The organism is Bacillus sp. FSL L8-0358, assembly GCF_038593095.1.
Taxonomy (GTDB): domain Bacteria; phylum Bacillota; class Bacilli; order Bacillales; family Bacillaceae; genus Bacillus; species Bacillus subtilis.
In genome coordinates this window covers 51,125-69,945 of record NZ_CP151962.1, presented here as the reverse complement: position 1 = coordinate 69,945, position 18,821 = coordinate 51,125, and the positions used below count along the sequence as shown (strand labels likewise).

Annotated in this window: 21 protein-coding genes and 2 tRNA genes; all 23 read right to left on the bottom strand. The window is 43.1% G+C overall.

Translation table 11 applies throughout. From position 1 onward, the window contains the following. Positions 1–157 precede the first annotated feature (157 nt). The 23 genes from NYE49_RS00385 to prtG all read right to left on the bottom strand — a co-directional run bounded on the left by NYE49_RS00385 (position 158) and on the right by prtG (position 18,817). A tRNA-Glu gene (locus NYE49_RS00385) sits at positions 158–229 on the bottom strand. Between the two features lie 9 nt (positions 230–238). Beyond that, positions 239–315, bottom strand: a tRNA-Met gene (locus NYE49_RS00380). A 168-nt stretch (positions 316–483) separates the two neighbouring features. Beyond that, positions 484–870, bottom strand: coding sequence for a S1 domain-containing RNA-binding protein (locus tag NYE49_RS00375; RefSeq protein ID WP_003218379.1), 387 nt, complete (start codon positions 868–870; stop codon positions 484–486). Positions 871–950: 80 nt separating this feature from the next. Further along, positions 951–1,328: a cell division protein DivIC gene (gene divIC, locus NYE49_RS00370; protein ID WP_003243211.1), complete on the bottom strand. Its 378-nt coding sequence runs from the start codon at positions 1,326–1,328 to the stop codon at positions 951–953. 17 nt (positions 1,329–1,345) lie between these two features. Beyond that, positions 1,346–1,981, bottom strand: a complete 636-nt coding sequence (gene yabQ / locus NYE49_RS00365; protein WP_047181969.1) for a spore cortex biosynthesis protein YabQ — start codon at positions 1,979–1,981, stop codon at positions 1,346–1,348. Further along, on the bottom strand, positions 1,978–2,280 hold the full coding sequence (gene yabP, locus NYE49_RS00360; protein WP_003226714.1) for a sporulation protein YabP: 303 nt from the start codon (positions 2,278–2,280) through the stop codon (positions 1,978–1,980). The genes yabQ and yabP overlap by 4 nt, the downstream gene beginning before the upstream one ends. Positions 2,281–2,358: 78 nt before the next feature. After that, the gene (locus tag NYE49_RS00355; RefSeq protein WP_015382569.1) at positions 2,359–2,619 is read right to left on the bottom strand and encodes an RNA-binding S4 domain-containing protein; all 261 of its coding nucleotides are present in this window, start codon (positions 2,617–2,619) and stop codon (positions 2,359–2,361) included. Between the two features lie 2 nt (positions 2,620–2,621). After that, the gene (mazG, locus tag NYE49_RS00350) at positions 2,622–4,091 is read right to left on the bottom strand and encodes a nucleoside triphosphate pyrophosphohydrolase (RefSeq protein ID WP_015382568.1); all 1,470 of its coding nucleotides are present in this window, start codon (positions 4,089–4,091) and stop codon (positions 2,622–2,624) included. Further along, on the bottom strand, positions 4,081–5,679 hold the full coding sequence (locus NYE49_RS00345) for a polysaccharide biosynthesis protein (RefSeq protein WP_047181968.1): 1,599 nt from the start codon (positions 5,677–5,679) through the stop codon (positions 4,081–4,083). Before NYE49_RS00345 ends, mazG begins: the two co-directional genes overlap by 11 nt. Before the next feature lie 181 nt (positions 5,680–5,860). Beyond that, on the bottom strand, positions 5,861–6,397 hold the full coding sequence (gene spoVT, locus NYE49_RS00340) for a stage V sporulation protein T (RefSeq protein WP_003218365.1): 537 nt from the start codon (positions 6,395–6,397) through the stop codon (positions 5,861–5,863). A gap of 135 nt (positions 6,398–6,532) precedes the next feature. Beyond that, on the bottom strand, positions 6,533–10,066 hold the full coding sequence (gene mfd / locus NYE49_RS00335) for a transcription-repair coupling factor (RefSeq protein ID WP_014478601.1): 3,534 nt from the start codon (positions 10,064–10,066) through the stop codon (positions 6,533–6,535). 69 nt (positions 10,067–10,135) lie between these two features. Beyond that, positions 10,136–10,366 (bottom strand): anti-sigma-F factor Fin, encoded by a 231-nt coding sequence (fin, locus tag NYE49_RS00330; protein ID WP_015482693.1) that lies wholly within the window; start codon positions 10,364–10,366, stop codon positions 10,136–10,138. Positions 10,367–10,425: 59 nt separating this feature from the next. After that, positions 10,426–10,992, bottom strand: a complete 567-nt coding sequence (pth, locus tag NYE49_RS00325; RefSeq protein WP_015382565.1) for an aminoacyl-tRNA hydrolase — start codon at positions 10,990–10,992, stop codon at positions 10,426–10,428. Positions 10,993–11,098: 106 nt separating this feature from the next. Beyond that, positions 11,099–11,713: a 50S ribosomal protein L25/general stress protein Ctc gene (locus NYE49_RS00320; protein ID WP_003243443.1), complete on the bottom strand. Its 615-nt coding sequence runs from the start codon at positions 11,711–11,713 to the stop codon at positions 11,099–11,101. Positions 11,714–11,798: 85 nt separating this feature from the next. Then, positions 11,799–12,752: a ribose-phosphate diphosphokinase gene (locus NYE49_RS00315; protein ID WP_003218353.1), complete on the bottom strand. Its 954-nt coding sequence runs from the start codon at positions 12,750–12,752 to the stop codon at positions 11,799–11,801. A 22-nt stretch (positions 12,753–12,774) separates the two neighbouring features. Further along, positions 12,775–14,145, bottom strand: a complete 1,371-nt coding sequence (gene glmU, locus NYE49_RS00310; RefSeq protein ID WP_015382564.1) for a bifunctional UDP-N-acetylglucosamine diphosphorylase/glucosamine-1-phosphate N-acetyltransferase GlmU — start codon at positions 14,143–14,145, stop codon at positions 12,775–12,777. A 192-nt stretch (positions 14,146–14,337) separates the two neighbouring features. Then, complete coding sequence (spoVG, locus tag NYE49_RS00305; protein ID WP_003218346.1) at positions 14,338–14,631, bottom strand: septation regulator SpoVG; 294 nt, start codon at positions 14,629–14,631, stop codon at positions 14,338–14,340. A 194-nt stretch (positions 14,632–14,825) separates the two neighbouring features. After that, on the bottom strand, positions 14,826–15,203 hold the full coding sequence (ridA, locus tag NYE49_RS00300) for a 2-iminobutanoate/2-iminopropanoate deaminase (RefSeq protein ID WP_003226738.1): 378 nt from the start codon (positions 15,201–15,203) through the stop codon (positions 14,826–14,828). Then, positions 15,200–16,057, bottom strand: coding sequence for a pur operon repressor (gene purR, locus NYE49_RS00295; RefSeq protein WP_003218342.1), 858 nt, complete (start codon positions 16,055–16,057; stop codon positions 15,200–15,202). The genes ridA and purR overlap by 4 nt, the downstream gene beginning before the upstream one ends. A gap of 55 nt (positions 16,058–16,112) precedes the next feature. Further along, the gene (ispE, locus tag NYE49_RS00290; RefSeq protein WP_003226742.1) at positions 16,113–16,982 is read right to left on the bottom strand and encodes a 4-(cytidine 5'-diphospho)-2-C-methyl-D-erythritol kinase; all 870 of its coding nucleotides are present in this window, start codon (positions 16,980–16,982) and stop codon (positions 16,113–16,115) included. Positions 16,983–17,129: 147 nt separating this feature from the next. Then, positions 17,130–17,315, bottom strand: a complete 186-nt coding sequence (locus NYE49_RS00285; RefSeq protein WP_003218333.1) for a small, acid-soluble spore protein, alpha/beta type — start codon at positions 17,313–17,315, stop codon at positions 17,130–17,132. 158 nt (positions 17,316–17,473) lie between these two features. Next, complete coding sequence (locus tag NYE49_RS00280; protein ID WP_003218330.1) at positions 17,474–17,734, bottom strand: Veg family protein; 261 nt, start codon at positions 17,732–17,734, stop codon at positions 17,474–17,476. 210 nt (positions 17,735–17,944) lie between these two features. Then, positions 17,945–18,817 carry a sporulation-specific protease PrtG gene (gene prtG, locus NYE49_RS00275; RefSeq protein WP_015382563.1) on the bottom strand — a complete coding sequence of 291 codons (873 nt, stop codon included), beginning with the start codon at positions 18,815–18,817 and terminating at the stop codon, positions 17,945–17,947. Positions 18,818–18,821: the final 4 nt, after the last annotated feature.

Below are 18,821 nucleotides of genomic sequence, written 5' to 3'. Positions count from 1 at the left end.
TGTCATTATAGCGAAAGCACAGATAGGATTTTGTCAAAAGAAGGTAACAATACCAAAGAAATCTTCGACGGTTTCTGCCTTGATATTCGTTTATGTCCGAAATGTTGTCTAAAAATGAAAAAAATCGGCTTCTGCAAGAGAAACCGATTTTTTAGGATGACCCGTACGGGATTCGAACCCGTGTTACCGCCGTGAAAGGGCGGTGTCTTAACCGCTTGACCAACGGGCCAAACAAATATGGTAGCGGCGGAGGGGATCGAACCCCCGACCTCACGGGTATGAACCGTACGCTCTAGCCAGCTGAGCTACACCGCCATATTGTTTTGTGCTTCTAAGCACAAGTTATATAATACAAAGGTTTGTCTCTTTCGTCAACAGAAACTTTAATGTTGTAATTTTCTGACTCTTAAAGAGGGTGAGGATAATAAAAAAGCATCCGTCGGGATGAACGGATGCTTCATTTATTTTATAGAAAGCAGCAAGTTATCCTCTTCTTGCTCCGCGCCCTCCACGTTTTGATTCCGTATTGCGTTTTAAAGATGACAAGCGATCTTCGCTGTCTTTTAAAAACTTATTCATTTTCTGTTCAAAAGATTCTTTCGGACGGAAATCATTTCTAGGTCTGGCTTGCGGACGGTCTTTAGCTTTTTTAATAGATAAACCAATTTTCCCGTCTTTTTCAACGTTGATGACTTTCACTTCAACTTGGTCGCCGACTTTTAAGTGGTCGTTAATGTCTTTGACATAATTATCAGCTACCTCACTAATGTGAACGAGACCGGTTGAGCCTCCAGGCAATTCAACAAATGCTCCAAAATTTGTAATACCTGTAATTTTCCCTTGCAACTTGCTGCCAACTTCAATCGACATAAAAAAAGTGCTCCTCCTTAGGCTTATAAAAAGATCGTTTGCTTAATTATACCTAAATAAAAATTTAAGTGTCAACAAGGCTACTTGCTCTTCTTCTCCACATTGAAGATAATTTCTCCGTCTCCAGACATGAATAAGTCCCTTCTGGCAAGCTCTGTGACGTAATCCTCATCCTTCAATTTGGATATTTCTTCTTTTAAATCCGTTTGTTTTGTCTTTAAACTTTTCAGTTCTTTTTCAAGCTGTTCTTTCTTTTCTTCTTTTGCACTAAGGGAAGATGTTTGGGACCATACAGAGCTTGCCAGCACAATTGCCGTCAGGAATACTAGGGCGCCGAATACAGTTAACCGTCTGTACAGCCCTTTGCGTCTTCGTTTCTTCAGCTGATTTTGCCGTTCTACTTGTTCTTTATAGTCGTTTTGTATTTCAGTTATCGTTCGTTCCCTTGAAAAATTCAAACCAGACGGTCCTCCTTTCATTTCTTCAAAAACCGTGTAATGGTCGTTCTTATGGTTATCAATAGTTTCTTCTTCTTTTTGAGAAATCCTGCACCTTTTTCAAAATAACGTCTAAAAGTTAGACGCATTTTCACAGGAAGAAGTTTCAAACATTGTTTCGCGATAAAACGGATCGGAAAACACAGAACCATGACTATTTTATATAGACACAACAGGAGAAAACCAATCAGGCTGTATGTTTTCTTGAATAAAAGTGCCGCCATCCAGATGATCGCTCCGCATGTCCACACAATAGGACGAAATAACACGTGCTGAATGAGTTTTTTGAAGAATTGATAAACAGAAACACCAAGGTAAATGATGAATTTCAGTATTTTTATATAGATTCGTTTGCAAAGGCTCTGATACGTCGCAACGCCCAGCAGAACCGCTAAAAAGATGTAAATCCTGAATTCTCCCTCATTTACATGAAGCAAGACATAAAAGAAAAGCAGCCCTTGCACAATCCAGAAAAGAATATCATGAATAAATAATAGCCATCTGGCTGTTTTGGCACGAATGACAAAGAGCCGGTATGTATCAAGCGAAGCACCAAGCCAGAGACCCATACCGGACATCGCCAGCATTGTATAGAATTGTGTCGTCAGCGTCATTTAAACAACTTGCTAAAAAACCCTTTAGCTTTATCCCCTTGTTGTTCGTCTAAGTACACTAAATCAAATACCCTGCCTTTAATCGAAACAATCCCTTTTTCCACATCAAGATTTTTCATCTGCAGGTTTTGGCCTCTGACGGAGAGCATTCCCATCACCGTTTCCAGCAGGAATTCTTCGTTATCAAAACTCTCCACATGCTTAACCCCAGAAATATCTAAATGCTTCCGGCCTTTCATTGTCACATCATGCTGTTCCGGAACAGACGAAGAACCTTTTTGATCATAATATGAATTCATCTATTCAGCCCCCATATCCTCGATACTTTTAGCATTATTACTGCATTGTATGAGGTGGGGGATTTTTTTAGAACAAGCCTATTCGCCGAGTTTTTCTTCTTTTAGAATCGTGTACATGTTTGCAGCTTCTTCTTTTTTCGTCGTGTCTTTCAATTCATTAACTTGAACCGTTACAAGCTTTTGGCCGAAGCGGACCGATAGTTCATCTCCCGGTTTTACGTCAGAGCTTGCTTTAGCTTGGTTTCCGTTAATAGAGATTCGTCCTTGGTCAGCTACTTCCTTCGCTAGTGTACGCCGTTTGATCAGCCGTGATACTTTCAAAAATTTATCTAATCTCATATCTATGATCTCCTCTCAGTTTCTTTTGCTTCATTCCACAGTTTGTCCATGTCCTCAAGGGACATATCAGCCAGCTCGACTCCCTTTTCCTTCGCTGTTTCCTCAATGTACGAGAACCGTCTCCGGAATTTGTCATTAGTCATGGCCAGCGCTTCCTCCGGCTCTATTTTGTAAAAGCGGGCTACATTCACCAGCGCGAACAAAATGTCGCCAAACTCGGCTTTAAGATTGTGTTCGTGAGGAGCTTCAGAAACCTCAGAAGAAAATTCTTTCATTTCCTCACTTACCTTTTCCCAAATATCGCTGACGTCTTCCCAGTCAAAACCGACCTTCGCTGCTTTTTTCTGCAATTTAGCAGCTTTCGAAAGAGCTGGAAGGGTTTTCGGCACACTGTCTAGTAACGATGATTCAGATGTATTTTTTTCGGCCTTTTTTATATCTTCCCAATTGGCCAAAACATCGTTTTCATCCTGAACCTTAACATCTTTAAACACATGGGGATGTCTTCGGACCATTTTTTCACTGATTCCTTTTATGACATCATCAATTGTGAAATAACCTTCATCTTCACCAATTTGCGCGTGAAGCAAGACCTGAAGCAAAACGTCGCCAAGCTCTTCGATCATATGGTCTGTGTCTTCTTCGTCAATAGCTTCGAGAAGCTCATAACATTCTTCAATCATGTACTGCTTTAATGACTGATGCGTCTGCTTTTTATCCCACGGACATCCATTAGGTCCGCGAAGCTCTCTGATGATGCTTCGGAACGTGGAGAATTCGTGATAAAGCAGCTTCTCTTTTTTAATCGGCGGAATATACACACTTGTTAAGTTGTTCAAGGCGACATTGCGGTCCAGCTCAAATAATGGCACTGTCCTGATCTCCTCGCCACGGCTGCCTGCTGCAGTCACAATGACGACCTCATAATCATCAGGCAGCTTCTCCATCAATGTCAGCTTGACTTCAGAAGCCGTCATTTGGTCGTAAACCTGACATATGATCAGATGATGTCTGAGCTCAAGCTCATCCGCGGACAATGTGCCGGCATCCACAAATTGAAAACCTTCAATCGGGTCAATTTGCAAAGAATTAAATGTGGCATCAAGAAAGCTTTGTCCTCCCGCTACTTTCACTTGAACATTTTCCTTTTCCTGCCGCTCCGTCAGCAGCTGAACTGTTTTTTCTGCGACAAAAGGGTGTCCCGGCACAGCATAAACCACGTCCTCACGCCGCGCCGCTTCAAAGAGGATATCTGCAATTTCTTCATATACCGCCTCGAACTGATCATGTTTCTCATATATATCATCAAAGAAACGGATGTTCTTCGTTTCTTTTTCAAGCTCCTCAATTAAAGGATGATCCTTGGTTCTGACATACAGCGTATCTGCCTTCGTCAGCAGCTTGTGTATACCAATTGTCAATTGGTCCATGTCTCCGGCACCAAGTCCGACGACAGTAATTTTACCCGCCATTTTGTTCTCTCCTTCTCATGAATTTGCTTAACTTGCTGCCGAATGGCACACTGTTCAGCTCTTCATCTGTAAATATTCCCAATCTCATCATACAATAAATAAACACCGCGCCACCAATGACAACAGCAGAAAGACTCTCAATCACAGCCGCTCCTCTTCCTGTAGCAGGAAACAAAAAAGTCCAGAAACGCATATACGCAAGCAAGACAGCTGACATCAAAAGAGCAGATCCAATAATCGGAATCAAAACGCCTCTAAGCTTATCGAGCCATTCCTTTTGCCGAAGCTGATACAAGTTAAGGCCGGCGACAGCCGCAAAGGAAGCCGCTGTCGCAAGCGATGCGCCTTCAATCCCATAGCGCGGAACCAAAAGTGTGTTTAACACCCATTTCACTGCAACACCCGCTCCCACCGCTATCGCAGGAAAAACTGTGTACCCCGCTCCCTGTAAGACTGCCGCTGCCGTTACCGCCATAGATGCAAACAAAATGGAGCAGCTAAATACTTGTAACGCACCTGTCCCTTCTTCATTTTGAAACAGCATGATATTCACCGGCTTTAGAATGCAAATCAACCCAGCCGCTGCGCCCGTACCGAGCACAAGGCATAGTTTCAAAGATGACGTGATTTTTTCTTTCATGATCTTCAGCTCATTGTTTTTTACGGCCATAGAAATATACGGAACGAGTGACGTCGCAATGCTCACCGCGAAAATTGAACCGAGCTGCAGCAAGGGTTGTCCCCTATCATAGATCCCCTTTAGGCGTTTTGCTTCTTCGCTTGCCTCACCGCCCGAAAGCAATGCATATAAATTCAAAGCATCAACAAGCTGGATAAACAAAAGCAGCAAACTGCTTACACAGATTGTAACCGAATATAAAAGCAGTTTTTTCGTCAATTCTTTTGTTGTGATGACATTTTCGTTTTGCCTATCCGTTTGGTTGTCTCTTTTCGTTTTGAACCAAAAAAACCCCAGTATCACCAATGCAACCAAACTTCCGGCAAGAGAGCCTGAAGCGGCTGCCGCTCCCGCAGTATAAAGCGAGGCTCCCTTTTTCACGAGCCAAAATGATAAACCCAAGAGCACTGCAACACGCAGAAACTGCTCTGTCATCTGTGATAAGGCTGAAGGGAGCATTTCGTGCCGCCCCTGAAAACCGCCTCTAAGCAACGCAACAAATGGGAACAGCAGAAACGCGTACGCGGTCACTTGAATTAACACGGCTAGATGCGAATCTCCCATAAAGAGTGCAATAGGAACAGCACCCAAATATAAACAAAGAAATAATAAAATACCGATTAAAGACAAAAATAACGCTGATATTTTTAATATGGTGTGATGATTTTTTTCACTATAATCATTCATCAGCTTTGAAATAATGACTGGAAATCCTGATGTGGACAGCATGACCGCAATACCAAGAAAGGGATATACCTGCTGATATATATAAAATCCAACATCGCCGACAATGTTTTGAAACGGGACTCTGTAAACGGCACTTAAAATTTTTGTGATGACGCCTGCCAGAATTAAAACAAAAGCCCCCTGCCAAATCCAATGCCGTTTAACGCCTATTGAATTGTCCATCCAAAAGCTCCTTCCCAACGTCAGGGGCAATACGGTTCACGTATTACCGCGGCACAAATAAAAACGAGGTTATTATACCACATCCCAACCCTTGGATTCCTTTTTCGGCACGCATGAAAAAGAACAGCGTCCCAAGGAGAGCTGTTCTTTACATACCTATTTTCGAAGAAAGGAATAAGACCTACTGTTCCATTTGACGAGCCAAAAATCCAGCTGCTGTTTCAACGGCTTTATGCTCTACTTCGCCCATTGTCTGATCTTTTGAAAAGATTACCACAGCACCTATCGGATCACCGTTCGCCACAATTGGGCCGACAGTATAAGAATTCATGTCCTCATCAATTCCATTCACAAGCTGTACTGATTTCGCATCACTCTCAAGCACGGAGCTGCGCTGATCCATTGTTCTTTCCAGCATTTCGCTGATTGACTTGTTTAAGTAATCTTTTTTGGAGCTGCCGGACACGGCAATATATACATCACGATCACAAATCAGCACTGAATGGCCGAGGCTGTCGTAAAGCGCGTCTGCATACTCCTTTGCAAAGTCTCCAAGCTCACTGATCGGAGAGTACTTTTTCAAAATCACTTCTCCGTCACGATCTACAAAAATCTCAAGCGGATCGCCTTCCCTGATTCTCAGAGTTCTTCGAATTTCTTTAGGAATCACGACCCGACCTAAGTCATCAATACGACGTACGATACCGGTTGCTTTCATCTCTGGTGCCTCTCTTTCATTTGATGGTATATACATGTGGGAAAGACCTAAAGCAGTTACTTTATGTACCTTCCGCCTCGCTTGAAATTAGTATCCGTCACATCAAATGTAATATACACCAGAGAGTAACAAAATTTACGTTGATGAAATGGTTTGCTTTTTCACATCTTTTAAGCCCTTCAGCATGCCCAGCACGGTGTCGAGCCATTCATCAGCACTACGGCCTTTCGTCTGTATGGAGATTTTGAGTTTTTTCCCTTCCATTCCCAGTCCGATTTGTCTGCCATATTGATTGCCAAGCTCAAACAGCTTCTGTCCGTCAATTTCAGCACTTGCTTCTTCAGAAATCGTCAATCTGACAGCATCTTTATCCTGCTTAATCAGTTCGACACGTTCCTGTCTCGCATAGACCTTCATTTCTGCAACAGTAAACAAGTATTCGACTTCTTTTGGATAGTTTCCAAAGCGGTCGATCATTTCATCTTGAAGCTCATTCTTCTCTTCGATTGTCGCCACAGACCTGAAGCGTTTATACATATCAATTTTCTGTTTGCCGTCTTGAATATAAGTTTCCGGAATATACGCATCAAGCTCGACATCAATTTCTGTTTCAAACTGCTCTGTCTTCGCTGTGTCTCCTTTACGCTCCTCAATGGCCTCCTTCAGCATTTGTGAATAGAGGTCAAATCCGACCGAATCAATGAAGCCATGCTGCTGGGCACCAAGAAGATTCCCGGCTCCGCGAATCGTTAAGTCACGCATTGCGATTTTAAAACCGGAACCTAGCTCTGTGAATTCTTTAATAGCCTGCAGCCTTTTTTCAGCCACTTCTGTCAGCACTTTATCCCGGCGATACGTGAAGTACGCATACGCCACACGGTTAGAACGACCGACACGCCCCCGCAGCTGGTAAAGCTGAGAAAGTCCCATCTTGTCGGCGTCAAATACGATCAACGTATTGACGTTCGGGATGTCCACGCCAGTTTCGATAATGGTTGTGCTGACGAGAACGTCTGATTCTCCTTCAAGGAAACTTAGCATAACGGTTTCTAATTCATTTTCTGTCATTTTCCCATGCGCATATGCTACCTTCGCGTCAGGGACTAGCATTGAAATTTCATCCGCTTTCCGCTCAATGTCCTCTACCCGGTTGTACAAGAAATAGACTTGGCCCCCGCGTGCAAGCTCACGTTCAATTGCCTCTCTGACAAGAGCTCCGTTGTATTCCACAACATACGTCTGTACAGGGAACCGATTTTCCGGCGGAGTCTCGATGACTGAAAGGTCCCTTACGCCAAGCATAGACATATGCAGCGTACGCGGAATCGGCGTTGCTGTTAACGTTAATACATCAACATTGGCTTTTATTTGCTTGATCTTTTCTTTATGGGTTACACCGAAACGCTGCTCTTCATCAATGATGAGGAGCCCTAAATCTTTATACACGACATCCTTTGATAGCAGCCGATGCGTCCCGATGACGATATCAACCGTTCCGTTTTTCAGCCCTTTGATTGTTTCGTTTGCTTCTTTTCTCGTTCTGAACCTGCTGAGAAGGCCGATATTAATCGGATAGTCCTGGAAGCGCTCTTTTATGGTTTCATAGTGCTGCTGTGCCAAAATTGTTGTCGGAACGAGCAGAGCTACCTGCTTTCCGTCACCGATCGCCTTAAACGCGGCACGTATGGCAACCTCTGTTTTACCGTAGCCCACATCTCCGCACAGCAAGCGGTCCATCGGACGTTCTCTTTCCATGTCTTTTTTGATTTCGTGAATAGAACGGAGCTGATCCTCAGTCTCTTGATAAGGGAAAGCCGATTCGAATTCACGCTGCATCTCATGGTCAGGAGAAAACGCATAGCCCTTGCTCGCTTCTCTTTCGGCATACAGCTTAATTAAGTCATCAGCAATATCCTGAACGGATGTCTCTACTTTTTTCTTGACCCGCTTCCATTCACTTCCGCCTAATTTATACAGCTTTGGCTCTTTTCCTTCGGAGCCGACATATTTTTGGACCTGATCAATTTGTTCTACAGGGACGTAAAGCTTGTCACTTCCCTGATAATGTATATTTAAATAGTCTTTATGAATGCCGTTGATTTCAAGAGTCTCAATCCCCAGGTATTTTCCGATCCCGTGATTAATATGAACGACATAATCTCCAATTTGAAGCTCAGAATAGCTTTTGATGCGCTCTGCATTGGTAAGCTTCTGTTTTCGCGGCTTCTTCTTTACACGGTTTTTGAACAGTTCTTCTTCCGTGATAACGGCAAGCTTCATTAACGGCAGCTCAAATCCCGATTGGAGCTCGCCTTCCATGATATAGACCTGTCCCTGAACAAGCGCTTTTTTGCTGTCTGTCACGGCGGCCTCGATATCATAATCAGCCAAAACAGATGACAATTTCTGTGTACGTTCCTTGTTTGCTCCTAAGAACACAACAGTGAAATTTGATTTTTTAAAACGCTCCATTTCGCCCGCAAGCACGTTCATTTGGCCATGGAAACTCTGCATTTGCCGGCCTGACACATTGACGATATTTTGCGGGCTCGTATGGTGTACATGCCGCAAAAATAAAGAGTAGTACAGCAGAGGCCGTTTTTGCTCAGCCACTATTTTTTGGAAGCTGAATGACAAACGAATGTCATGCAAAATCTTCCCTTCCTCAAGAAGATTTGTGATAAACTCCGCTTCTTCTTTTTGAAGCTGTTCTTCCATCTCATGAATCCGACTGACTTCATCCAAAATCAGAAGTGTATTATCAGGTGTATAATCTAGTAAACTAGCAGGCTTTTCATAGAAATATGAGAGATACTTCACGAGCTCCTGATCTGTCTGGCCTTCAGACAAGCGTTCTTTATCGTGAGAAATATTCGCATGAAGTATTTCTTTTTGTTTGTCAGCCTTTAATTTTTTCAGGCTCGCGGCAAGACCACTATCGATTTTCTCCATCGCCCGCGCTTTTTCTTCCGGTCTGATAATTAATTCCTTCGCGGGACCGATATTGATCGAGGTAAGGGTCTCAATTGACCGCTGATCATCTGAATTAAAGCTGCGGATTGAATCCACCTCGGTGTCAAAAAGTTCAATTCTCACCGGATTCTCTGAAGTCAGCGGATAAATGTCAATGATTCCCCCGCGAATACTGAATTCCCCAGGCGCAGAAACCATATCAGACCGCTCATACCCTACCTCTACCAGCCGTGAGGCAAGCTGGTCAGGTTCGATATCATGGCCTACTTGAATGAGCATCTGGCTGCTTTTCCACACCTCTACAGGCGGCAGCATTCTTCTGATTGCAGCTACCGGAGCAACGACAATTGGCGCTTCTCCATTCGTTAGTCTATTAATGACATCTAATCGCTGCGCCCGCAATTCAGGGCTTGCAACTGCGATTTCTGATGAAATGAGTTCATTGACGGGATACAAAAGGACAGACCGATCCTCTAGAAGTGAAGTCAGATCATCTGTTACTTTCTGGGCTTGATATAAGTTATGGGTGATTAGAAAGATAGGCTTATTCGTTTCATTAGCCAGAGCAGAAGTAAAAACAGAACGCGCGGAACCCGACAGACCCGCGAGCAGCTGTTCCTTCAGGCCCTCGTGTAAACCGTTGATGATGGATTTAAAGTCATCGCTTTCTTTTATAAAGGTTTGAATGTTGTCCATATGGCCCCTCCTCTCTGTTTCCTGTGAGAACAGAAAAACGCTTTGGTCTAGTGTCTACACCAAAGCTTTTTATTGAATAAATGTGTGATTTTCGTGGTAATGCGGATTTCGGTCAAGCGCCTCTTGGCAGTCTTCACATATCGTCAAAACATGGACATCTCCATTTTCTTTATAAGAAATCATATCGTTTCTTTCCTCATTTGTTAAGTGCTGAAATCCAAGTGAGTCTGTCGATACCATTGAAGATTCGAGACTGCCTACTTTCACTCCGCAATGACGACAATAATAATGCAAAGCCATACAAGGGACCTCCTGATGAAAAAGTCATTTTGGTGTAGTATGGACTTTGTTGTTACATTTTATACCTTTGCGTTAAATTCGTTCATGACTTCTAAAAACGGTTTACTCAAAGAAGCCTCACAAGCCTTCACTGATTTATCAACCGCTCCTTCGATCTCAGGTGCCTCCTCCTTGGTAAAGGAGCCTAACACATAATCAACGACCTTCATGCCGTTTACAGGCCGGCCGATTCCGATGCGGATACGGTCAAACTCGGATGTACCAAGATGCTGGATCAGTGATTTGATGCCATTGTGCCCTCCGGCGCTTCCTTTCGTTCTTAAACGGATCTTGCCAGTAGGAAGGTCAAGGTCGTCGTAAATGACTGTCAAATCTTCGTTATCGACATCATAGTAGTCCATTAAAGGCCGCAAACATTCTCCTGATAAATTCATATATGTAAGCGGTTTTACAAGTAGAACCTTTTTGCCGGAAACAAATCCGGTTCCGTATAATCCGTTAAATTTATTTTGATTCAGCTCTATATTCCATTCCTTTGCAAGCTGATCTATCACCATAAATCCGACATTATGCCGTGTATTTTCATAGTTCTTCCCCGGGTTTCCGAGACCGGCAATCACAAGCATGGCGAATCCTCCCTTAGTCACATAACTCCCGTCTTCATAAACGGGCTATAATTCTTCTCATTCTAGCACAAAAGACGTAACCGCGGGAGGGTTACGCCTTAAGCTATTATTGTTCGTTTTCACCTTCTGGCTGAGCATCGGCAGATTCCTCTTCATCGACCTCAGCTGCTTCCTGCTGCTGCGGAGGAAGGATTGAAGCCACAACCTCATCTGATTCATGATTAAAGGAGTAGTCACCGCCAGCAGGCAAATCCGCAATCGTCAGTACTTCATTTACATCGAGGCTTGAAATATCAGCCTCAATCGTTTGCGGAATGGCTTTTGGCTTGGCCTTTACAGTAAGTGCATATAACGGCTGCTGCAGTACGCCTCCGTTTTTCACTCCAATGGCTTCTCCGGTCAGATGAATCGGAACTTCCACTTCAATGTCCTCACTCATATTAACTACTTGAAAATCAGCATGAGTGATTTCATTTTTCAGCGGATCCGTCTGCAGGTCTGTTACCATGACTGAGTGTTTTTCTCCGCTGACCTCAAGCGTAATGACTGCATTTTTGCCTTCGTCCCTCAGCGTTTTGATGAGCTCCACACTGTCTAATGACACAGGTTTGTTGCCCGTATCCTTCCCATATATGATACCTGGAACATGTCCTGAAGTACGGATATTCCGAAGAGACGAACGAGTAAAGTCCGTTCTTTCTTTTGCCGTTAAAGTTGCCATATTCAGCACCATCCTATTGTCGTTTTAGTTGTCCTATTACAAACAATACCCAAAACGATAAAGGTTTAAACCTTTCAAAATCGGTTTAGCTGAAAAGGTAGCTGACTGATTGCTGCTCATGAACGCGAATAATCGCTTCGGCCAGAAGCGGTCCGACTGAAAGCTGCTTAAAGCGTTCAATTTTCTTTTCTTCAGGAAGCTTGATGCTGTTTGTCACAACAAGCTCTTTAATTGTTGAATTATTAATCCGTTCAACCGCAGGGCCTGATAGTACAGGGTGTGTACAGCATGCATATACTTCTTTCGCTCCGTTTTCAACGAGCGCATTAGCAGCAAGTGTAATCGTACCTGCAGTATCAATAATGTCATCGATGAGGATAGCAGTCTTCCCTTCGATGTTACCTACAATATTCATGACTTCCGCCACGTTTGGACGCGGACGGCGTTTATCGATAATCGCAATCGGCGCTTTTAGTCGGTCAGCCAGTTTGCGGGCACGTGTCACACCGCCATGGTCTGGTGAAACAATGACGATATCTTCAAGATTTTTGCCTTCAAAATATTCTCCTAAAATCGGAACACCCATTAAGTGGTCAATCGGTATATCAAAGAATCCTTGAATTTGCGGCGCATGCAGGTCAAGTGCAATCACACGAGTCGCACCGGCTGTTTCAAGCAGGTTAGCGAAAAGTTTAGCTGTGATTGGCTCACGGGATCTTGCTTTTCTGTCTTGACGCGCATAACCGTAATAAGGAATAACAATGTTAATCGTTTTTGCAGAAGCGCGTTTTAACGCATCTACCATAATCAGCAGTTCCATAATATGCTCGTTAACGGGGTCACTTGTAGACTGGATGATGTAACAATCACATCCGCGAATACTTTCTTCGATATTAATTTGGACTTCCCCGTCACTAAATCTTGTGACAGAACATTTCCCTAATTGAACTCCAACTATATCTGCGATTTCTTTTGCAAGCTCTGGATTCGAATTCAAAGAAAAAATCTTTAAATTCTTATCTCCGTATTGATTAGACATGGATAAACCTCCGAATTTAGGATTATTTTTTATGAATATTTTTCACATAATCGTCTTTATTTACTTGTCTCGCTCTGGCAATAGCAAGTGCTTTTCCAGGGACATCTTCCGTAACAGTTGAACCTGCCGCCACATAAGCGCCTTCTCCGACTGTGACAGGGGCAACCAAGTTGGAATTGCAGCCGATAAACGCGCCATCTTCAATTTTTGTCAAATACTTATTCTTTCCATCATAATTGACAGTAATTGAACCGCAGCCCAGGTTTACATCAGTGCCTACCTCAGCATCGCCGACATAGCTTAGATGAGATGCCTTGCTTCGGTCTCCGAATTGAGTCTTTTTAATTTCTACAAAATTCCCGATCTTCACTTCATTCCCGATGACAGAATCAGGTCTGATGTGAGCAAAAGGTCCTATGTTTACATCATTCCCCACTTTACTGTGATTGACTACCGATTGTTTAATCACAGTACGGCTGCCAATGGCACTATTCATAATCTCCGTATGAGGTCCAATAATCGTATCTTCTCCGATTTGCACCTCACCTTTAATCACAGTTCCAGGGTAAATCACAGTATCGCTTCCGATAACAGCGTCAGGAGAAATATACGTATTCATCGGGTCAATCAACGTCACGCCATTTTGCATATGCCGTTTATTAATACGCTCTTTCATAAATTGTTCTGCCTGAGAAAGAGCAACTCTATCATTAACTCCGAGCGTTTCTTGGAAATTACCAGTCTGGTAAGCGGCAACAGTTTCGCCTTCATTTTTAAGAATCTCTATGACATCCGGCAAATAATACTCGCCTTGGGCATTATCATTAGACACCTGATCAATAGCCCGAAATAGCGCTTCATTGTCAAAACAATACGTACCGGTATTGATCTCAGTTACAAGACGTTCCTCTTCAGAGGCGTCCTTATGCTCAACGATTTTTTGAACCGCTCCGTTTTCGCTGCGAATAATGCGGCCGTATCCGGTTGGATCTTCTGCAACCGCAGTTAAAATCGTAGCTTTCGCTTCTCTTTGTGTATGTTCTTTCAGCATCTGTTCCATCGTCTCTGCTGTCAAAAGCGGCGTATCTCCGCAAATGACAATCGTGACGCCTTTTTCGTCAGCAAGAAATGGCTGTGCCTGTTTTACAGCATGAGCAGTGCCAAGCTGTTCTGCTTGAAGCGCGTACTCGCTTTTATCACCAAGCTGCTTTTTCACTTCTTCCGCACCATGTCCGACAATCGTGACAAGCTTCGATAAAGATAATTTTAAGGCTTCGTCCACGACGTGCTCTACCATAGGCTTACCGCAAACTGGATGAAGGACTTTATAAAGCTTCGATTTCATTCTCGTTCCTTGTCCAGCCGCTAAAACAACTGCAAACCGCTTATCCATTTATTGGCCTCCAATATCCCTTTTATCCATAGAAAAATATATCCTAAATATCTTCTGATTTCAAGGAGACTTCATGAAGTGCAAGAATTTTCTATTGAGTGCAACTAAGTTTGAAAAATCAGAATTAAAAAAGGACCGCCGGCAAAAGGCTTATGTCAGCCCTTTCAGCAGTCCTTGCTTTTTGGTTATTTTTTAAGAAGCTCCAGCTTCTTCGAATTCTAATGCTTCAGTGTCACCCAGACGATGATACTCATTTAACACGGCATCTTGAATCTTTCCTCGCGTGCTTGAATTAATAGGATGAGCAATATCGCGGAACTCTCCATCAGGGGTGCGTTTACTCGGCATCGCAACGAAAAGACCATTGTTTCCATCAATCACACGAATATCATGTACAACAAATTCGTGATCCAGCGTGATGGATGCAATCGCTCTCATGCGACCATCGGTATTCACGCGGCGTAATCTTACGTCAGTAACTTCCACAGTAGTTCACCACCTTTTCCCTATATAAAAGCATTAGTGTATCAATTCCACGATTTTTTCTGAAATCCTGCTCGTTTTTAAAATATTTTTTGAAAAAATAGGATATAGTTACACAATTAGGTCATAAAGCTTTCATTTCGGGCATAAGGTAAATAAAAAAGTGATCCCGGGCTCTCCCAGAATCACTTTTCTTATTATTTCACCAGTGCAATAACTTCAATCTCGACTAACGCATCCTTCGGGAGTCTCGCGACTTCAACACAAGATCTCGCCGGTTTGTGAGTGTCAAAGTATTGTCCGTACACTTCGTTTACTTCCGCAAACTGTTCCATATCCGCGATAAATACAGTTGCTTTTACAACTGTTTCAAAAGAAGCACCCGCTTCTTCCAGAACCGCCTTTAAATTGCTGAATACTTGATGAGTCTGCTCCTTAATATCGCCGTTCACCATTTCGCCTGAAGGAGTCAAAGGGATTTGACCTGAGCTGTAAAACATATTGTTGACGATAATCCCTTGTGAGTAAGGCCCGATTGCCGCTGGGGCATGTTTTGTGTGGACTGCTTTTGTCATGATTCTGTCTCTCCATTCTTTAAAAGATTGTCTTTAAAAAAACGCAGAAAATTGCCATTCTGAATTTCAATGGACTTCTCTTTCATGTTGATGGTTGAAAGAGTAAGAAGTGACATATATTCATCAACAAGACGTTCATCTACTCCTTCGGCTTCAACTAAGACGCCGATTCCCGCCACATTTGCGTTAAACTCATCCAACAGGTTAATCATACCATTAATTGTGCCGCCTGCTTTCATAAAGTCATCAATAATGAGTACGTTTGAACCCGTTTTCATGCTTCTTTTCGCAAGTGACATTGTTTGAATGCGGTTTGAGGAGCCTGAAACGTAATTAATGCTGACTGTGGAGCCCTCTGTTACCTTATTGTCTTTACGAACGATCACAACAGGCACATTCAAATAGCTTGCAGCTGCGTACGCAAGAGGGATGCCTTTCGTGGCAACGGTCATGACAACATCAATTTCGCGCTCTGCAAACACGGAAGCAAACAGCTTCCCTACCTTGGAGAGTACAGATGGCTTTCCTAAGATATCCGTTAAATATACATAACCGCCCGGAAGGATACGCTCAGGATTTGCCAGCGACTGTCCAAGTGTCTGCACAAACTCTTCAGCTTCGGCCTGCTTCATTTTCGGAATATATTTAACGCCTCCGGCAGCTCCGGGAACAGTAAGCAAAGTACCGATCCCCTGCTGTTCAAAGGTTTGTTTAATAATTGTTAAATCTTCACTGATCGATGATTTTGCAGATTCATACCGCTCAGAGAAAAAGGTTAGCGGTATTAACTCGTGCGGATGGGTTAACAAATAATTTGTTAAGTCCACCAATCTGCCGCTGCGACGAAACTTCATGAACTTACCCCCAAAATCCGAATATTTTAAGATCAATATAACTTAACATACGGATTTAATCAAGAGCGTTCTGTTCGCCGATCATTCTCACCGCATAAACTTGATCGCAGAAGCCTCTTAACCCGTTATAAATTCTCTGCACCTTTGACTCATACTGAACCAGTCCAAACACTGTCGGGCCGCTCCCGCTCATTAACACGGCATCTGCACCAAAGCGTTTCATCTGGTTTTTGATCATCGCAACTTCAGGATGCATATCGAGCGTAACAGATTCAAGCACATTGCCTAAACGGCTGCACATTTTCTGAAAACTCTTTTCTTCTATCGCCTCGATCATGCCTTGTACATCAGGATGCTCTATACCATCCAGTTTCAGCGCTCTGTACACTTCAGCAGTTGAAACACCGATTGTCGGCTTCGCTAAAATGACCCAGCAGTGCGGAGGCGTGCTGATATGTTTAATTTTCTCGCCGCGCCCTGTTGCTAATGCAGTTCCGCCATAGACACAAAATGAAACGTCAGAGCCAATTTCCGCTCCAAGCTCAGCAAGCGTTTCCGCGGACAGATTTAAATTCCACAGTCTGTTCAGCCCTCTGAGCGTCGCCGCCGCATCACTGCTTCCGCCGGCAAGACCGGCAGCCACCGGAATTACCTTCGTAATCATGATGGAAACTCCCTTTTTCACGTTGTATCTGTCCTTGATCAGCTTGGCAGCCTGATAAGCTAAGTTTCTTTGGTCATCAGGCACAAATCGGTTGTGGGAGGAAACCCTCACTTCATCCTCTGCAAGCTCCGTCAATTCAATTCGATCAGCTAAATCAATTGTCGTCATGATCATTTCGACTTCATGATAGCCATCCGGGCGTTTTCGGGTGACGTCAAGTGACAGATTGATCTTAGCTGGCGCTTTTTCTAAAATACGCATAGCTTTCACCTACTTCTCCATCTAAACATAAGTATGAACATTGTATCACATTTGAAGTACAGGATGAACATATCCATATTCAGCCCATTATGTATTTATATCCAAAATAAAAAAACCAGGGAACAGCACGTCCCCCGGGTCACATCCTTATCGGTTATTCTGATTCTGAGCCATTTGCTGTTCGGCGATTTCAATAGCACGCTTCACCATGTTACCGGCATCGCGAGCCCGAATTTCGCCCCAGCCGCCATTTTTTACTGTGTCATAAAAACCAAGGTCTTTAGCCAGCTCATATTTAAACTCATCTGACATAACTCCACGACGTCTGCCCAAACGAAACAACCCCTTTTTTAGAAGTGATAGCCATTCGTGCACGTCACGATAATATGTGACTGTTTTATCTTTTGTTAAATTAGATGGAACTTTCGTTAAAATTAATGGAAACAAAAAAGGGCAAAACAAAAAGCAGTAAACAAAAGGTTCACTGCCCGTTAAAATGCCACTGAGCTTGCGGCGTCATCATTAAATGTCAGCTCAACAGTCTCAGTCAAAATATCAGCATAACTGTATGAAACTCTTTCAAACGAGTTCTCGTCTTGATCTAGTTGTATCACAAAAACAGAAGGGTACGTCTCAGCTAAAATGCCCGAACGCTCAATCGTTTTTCGGCGGCCACCGTTTGCTTTTAACGTCAGCCTTTTACCTAAATTCCCATCAAGCGATCTTTTAATATCGGACAACGTCTTCGCCATTGCATCCACCTCACTACATTTATTGTACAACACGAGCCCATTTTTGTCAAATAAAATTTAAATTATATCAACGTTAACAAGACGTTGTCAATAAAATTATTTTGACAAAATTCTATGATTCCTCAATTATGTTCCGCAAGTTTCGGTAAATTATGTATCATTATGTAAAATAAAAAACCCGCATAGCTCTCCTATGCAGGTTTTCAACTGTTAATTGGACTTATAAGGCATACCAATTCTCAGAACTCCTCTTGTTTCAATACCTCCAAGCCCTTTCTCTCTTGTCAGCGTATTACGGAGCACTTCCCATACATTAATCCGTTCCATAAACGGCGTAAAGCTGATCTTCGCGACGATATATACCGGATCAAGCGCATGAATATTGACTCTTGACGGTGAACTCGCAAAATTCGCACCCGCTCTGATGAGTGATTCAAAATGGGATTGGCAGGCCCCCGCAAAAATAACAAGCTGATCTAAGTGAGGGATCTTTTTTCGGGCTGTTTGAACTGTTTCAACAAAGTGCTTAGAATGTCTGTACGCATTCAAATCATCAATACCGCCCTTTTGCTTCGAATACGCATCATGCCCTGTGATCACCAGGATATCAGGTCGATATTTGTCGAGCAATTCTTCAATAGAAGCAGACATTTTCTTTTCATGGCAATGGATGCCATAGACCGGCACTCCAATTTTTTTATAGACATTCAGGCATTTTTTCAGATATGCTTCGTCACCATCCAGATGAAGCACTTTGCCCGGCATATGGAAATAATGCTCCTGATGCTGATATTGGCTTGTCGCATAGTACTCCTGCTTTTCTCTGAGCAGTTTATAATCCTGGCGGAGTAATTCGAGCGACTCATTCATTCTGCTCTCATCTTTCTTTTTCCGCATCATCTGCTCATCTTTTTTCACTGCTACCAGATCAGAAAAATCCGAATCAGCAATCAGCCTGACTTCATCTCCATGCAAAATGGCAATTGAATTTCCTTTGCTTGTTTGCTCTATTCTTATAATTCGAAACAAAACATCCATCTGATAGGATTTTCTGGCTACCATATCCCCTATTTGAAATTGCACGTTC

What these genes read in the sequence shown, in the direction of transcription:
- pth (WP_015382565.1), bottom strand. Translation starts at nt 10,992, where the DNA reads ATGCTTGTGATTGCCGGTCTCGGAAACCCGGGGAAGAACTATGAAAAT.
- purR (WP_003218342.1), bottom strand. Translation starts at nt 16,057, where the DNA reads ATGAAGTTTCGTCGCAGCGGCAGATTGGTGGACTTAACAAATTATTTG.
- NYE49_RS00320 (WP_003243443.1), bottom strand. Translation starts at nt 11,713, where the DNA reads ATGGCAACTTTAACGGCAAAAGAAAGAACGGACTTTACTCGTTCGTCT.
- NYE49_RS00355 (WP_015382569.1), bottom strand. Translation starts at nt 2,619, where the DNA reads ATGAGATTAGATAAATTTTTGAAAGTATCACGGCTGATCAAACGGCGT.
- mfd (WP_014478601.1), bottom strand. Translation starts at nt 10,066, where the DNA reads ATGGACAACATTCAAACCTTTATAAAAGAAAGCGATGACTTTAAATCC.
- NYE49_RS00280 (WP_003218330.1), bottom strand. Translation starts at nt 17,734, where the DNA reads ATGGCGAAGACGTTGTCCGATATTAAAAGATCGCTTGATGGGAATTTA.
- spoVT (WP_003218365.1), bottom strand. Translation starts at nt 6,397, where the DNA reads ATGAAAGCAACCGGTATCGTACGTCGTATTGATGACTTAGGTCGGGTC.
- fin (WP_015482693.1), bottom strand. Translation starts at nt 10,366, where the DNA reads ATGGCTTTGCATTATTATTGTCGTCATTGCGGAGTGAAAGTAGGCAGT.
- NYE49_RS00315 (WP_003218353.1), bottom strand. Translation starts at nt 12,752, where the DNA reads ATGTCTAATCAATACGGAGATAAGAATTTAAAGATTTTTTCTTTGAAT.
- yabQ (WP_047181969.1), bottom strand. Translation starts at nt 1,981, where the DNA reads ATGACGCTGACGACACAATTCTATACAATGCTGGCGATGTCCGGTATG.
- ispE (WP_003226742.1), bottom strand. Translation starts at nt 16,982, where the DNA reads ATGCGTATTTTAGAAAAAGCGCCAGCTAAGATCAATCTGTCACTTGAC.
- NYE49_RS00345 (WP_047181968.1), bottom strand. Translation starts at nt 5,679, where the DNA reads ATGGACAATTCAATAGGCGTTAAACGGCATTGGATTTGGCAGGGGGCT.
- yabP (WP_003226714.1), bottom strand. Translation starts at nt 2,280, where the DNA reads ATGAATTCATATTATGATCAAAAAGGTTCTTCGTCTGTTCCGGAACAG.
- NYE49_RS00375 (WP_003218379.1), bottom strand. Translation starts at nt 870, where the DNA reads ATGTCGATTGAAGTTGGCAGCAAGTTGCAAGGGAAAATTACAGGTATT.
- glmU (WP_015382564.1), bottom strand. Translation starts at nt 14,145, where the DNA reads ATGGATAAGCGGTTTGCAGTTGTTTTAGCGGCTGGACAAGGAACGAGA.
- ridA (WP_003226738.1), bottom strand. Translation starts at nt 15,203, where the DNA reads ATGACAAAAGCAGTCCACACAAAACATGCCCCAGCGGCAATCGGGCCT.
- mazG (WP_015382568.1), bottom strand. Translation starts at nt 4,091, where the DNA reads ATGGCGGGTAAAATTACTGTCGTCGGACTTGGTGCCGGAGACATGGAC.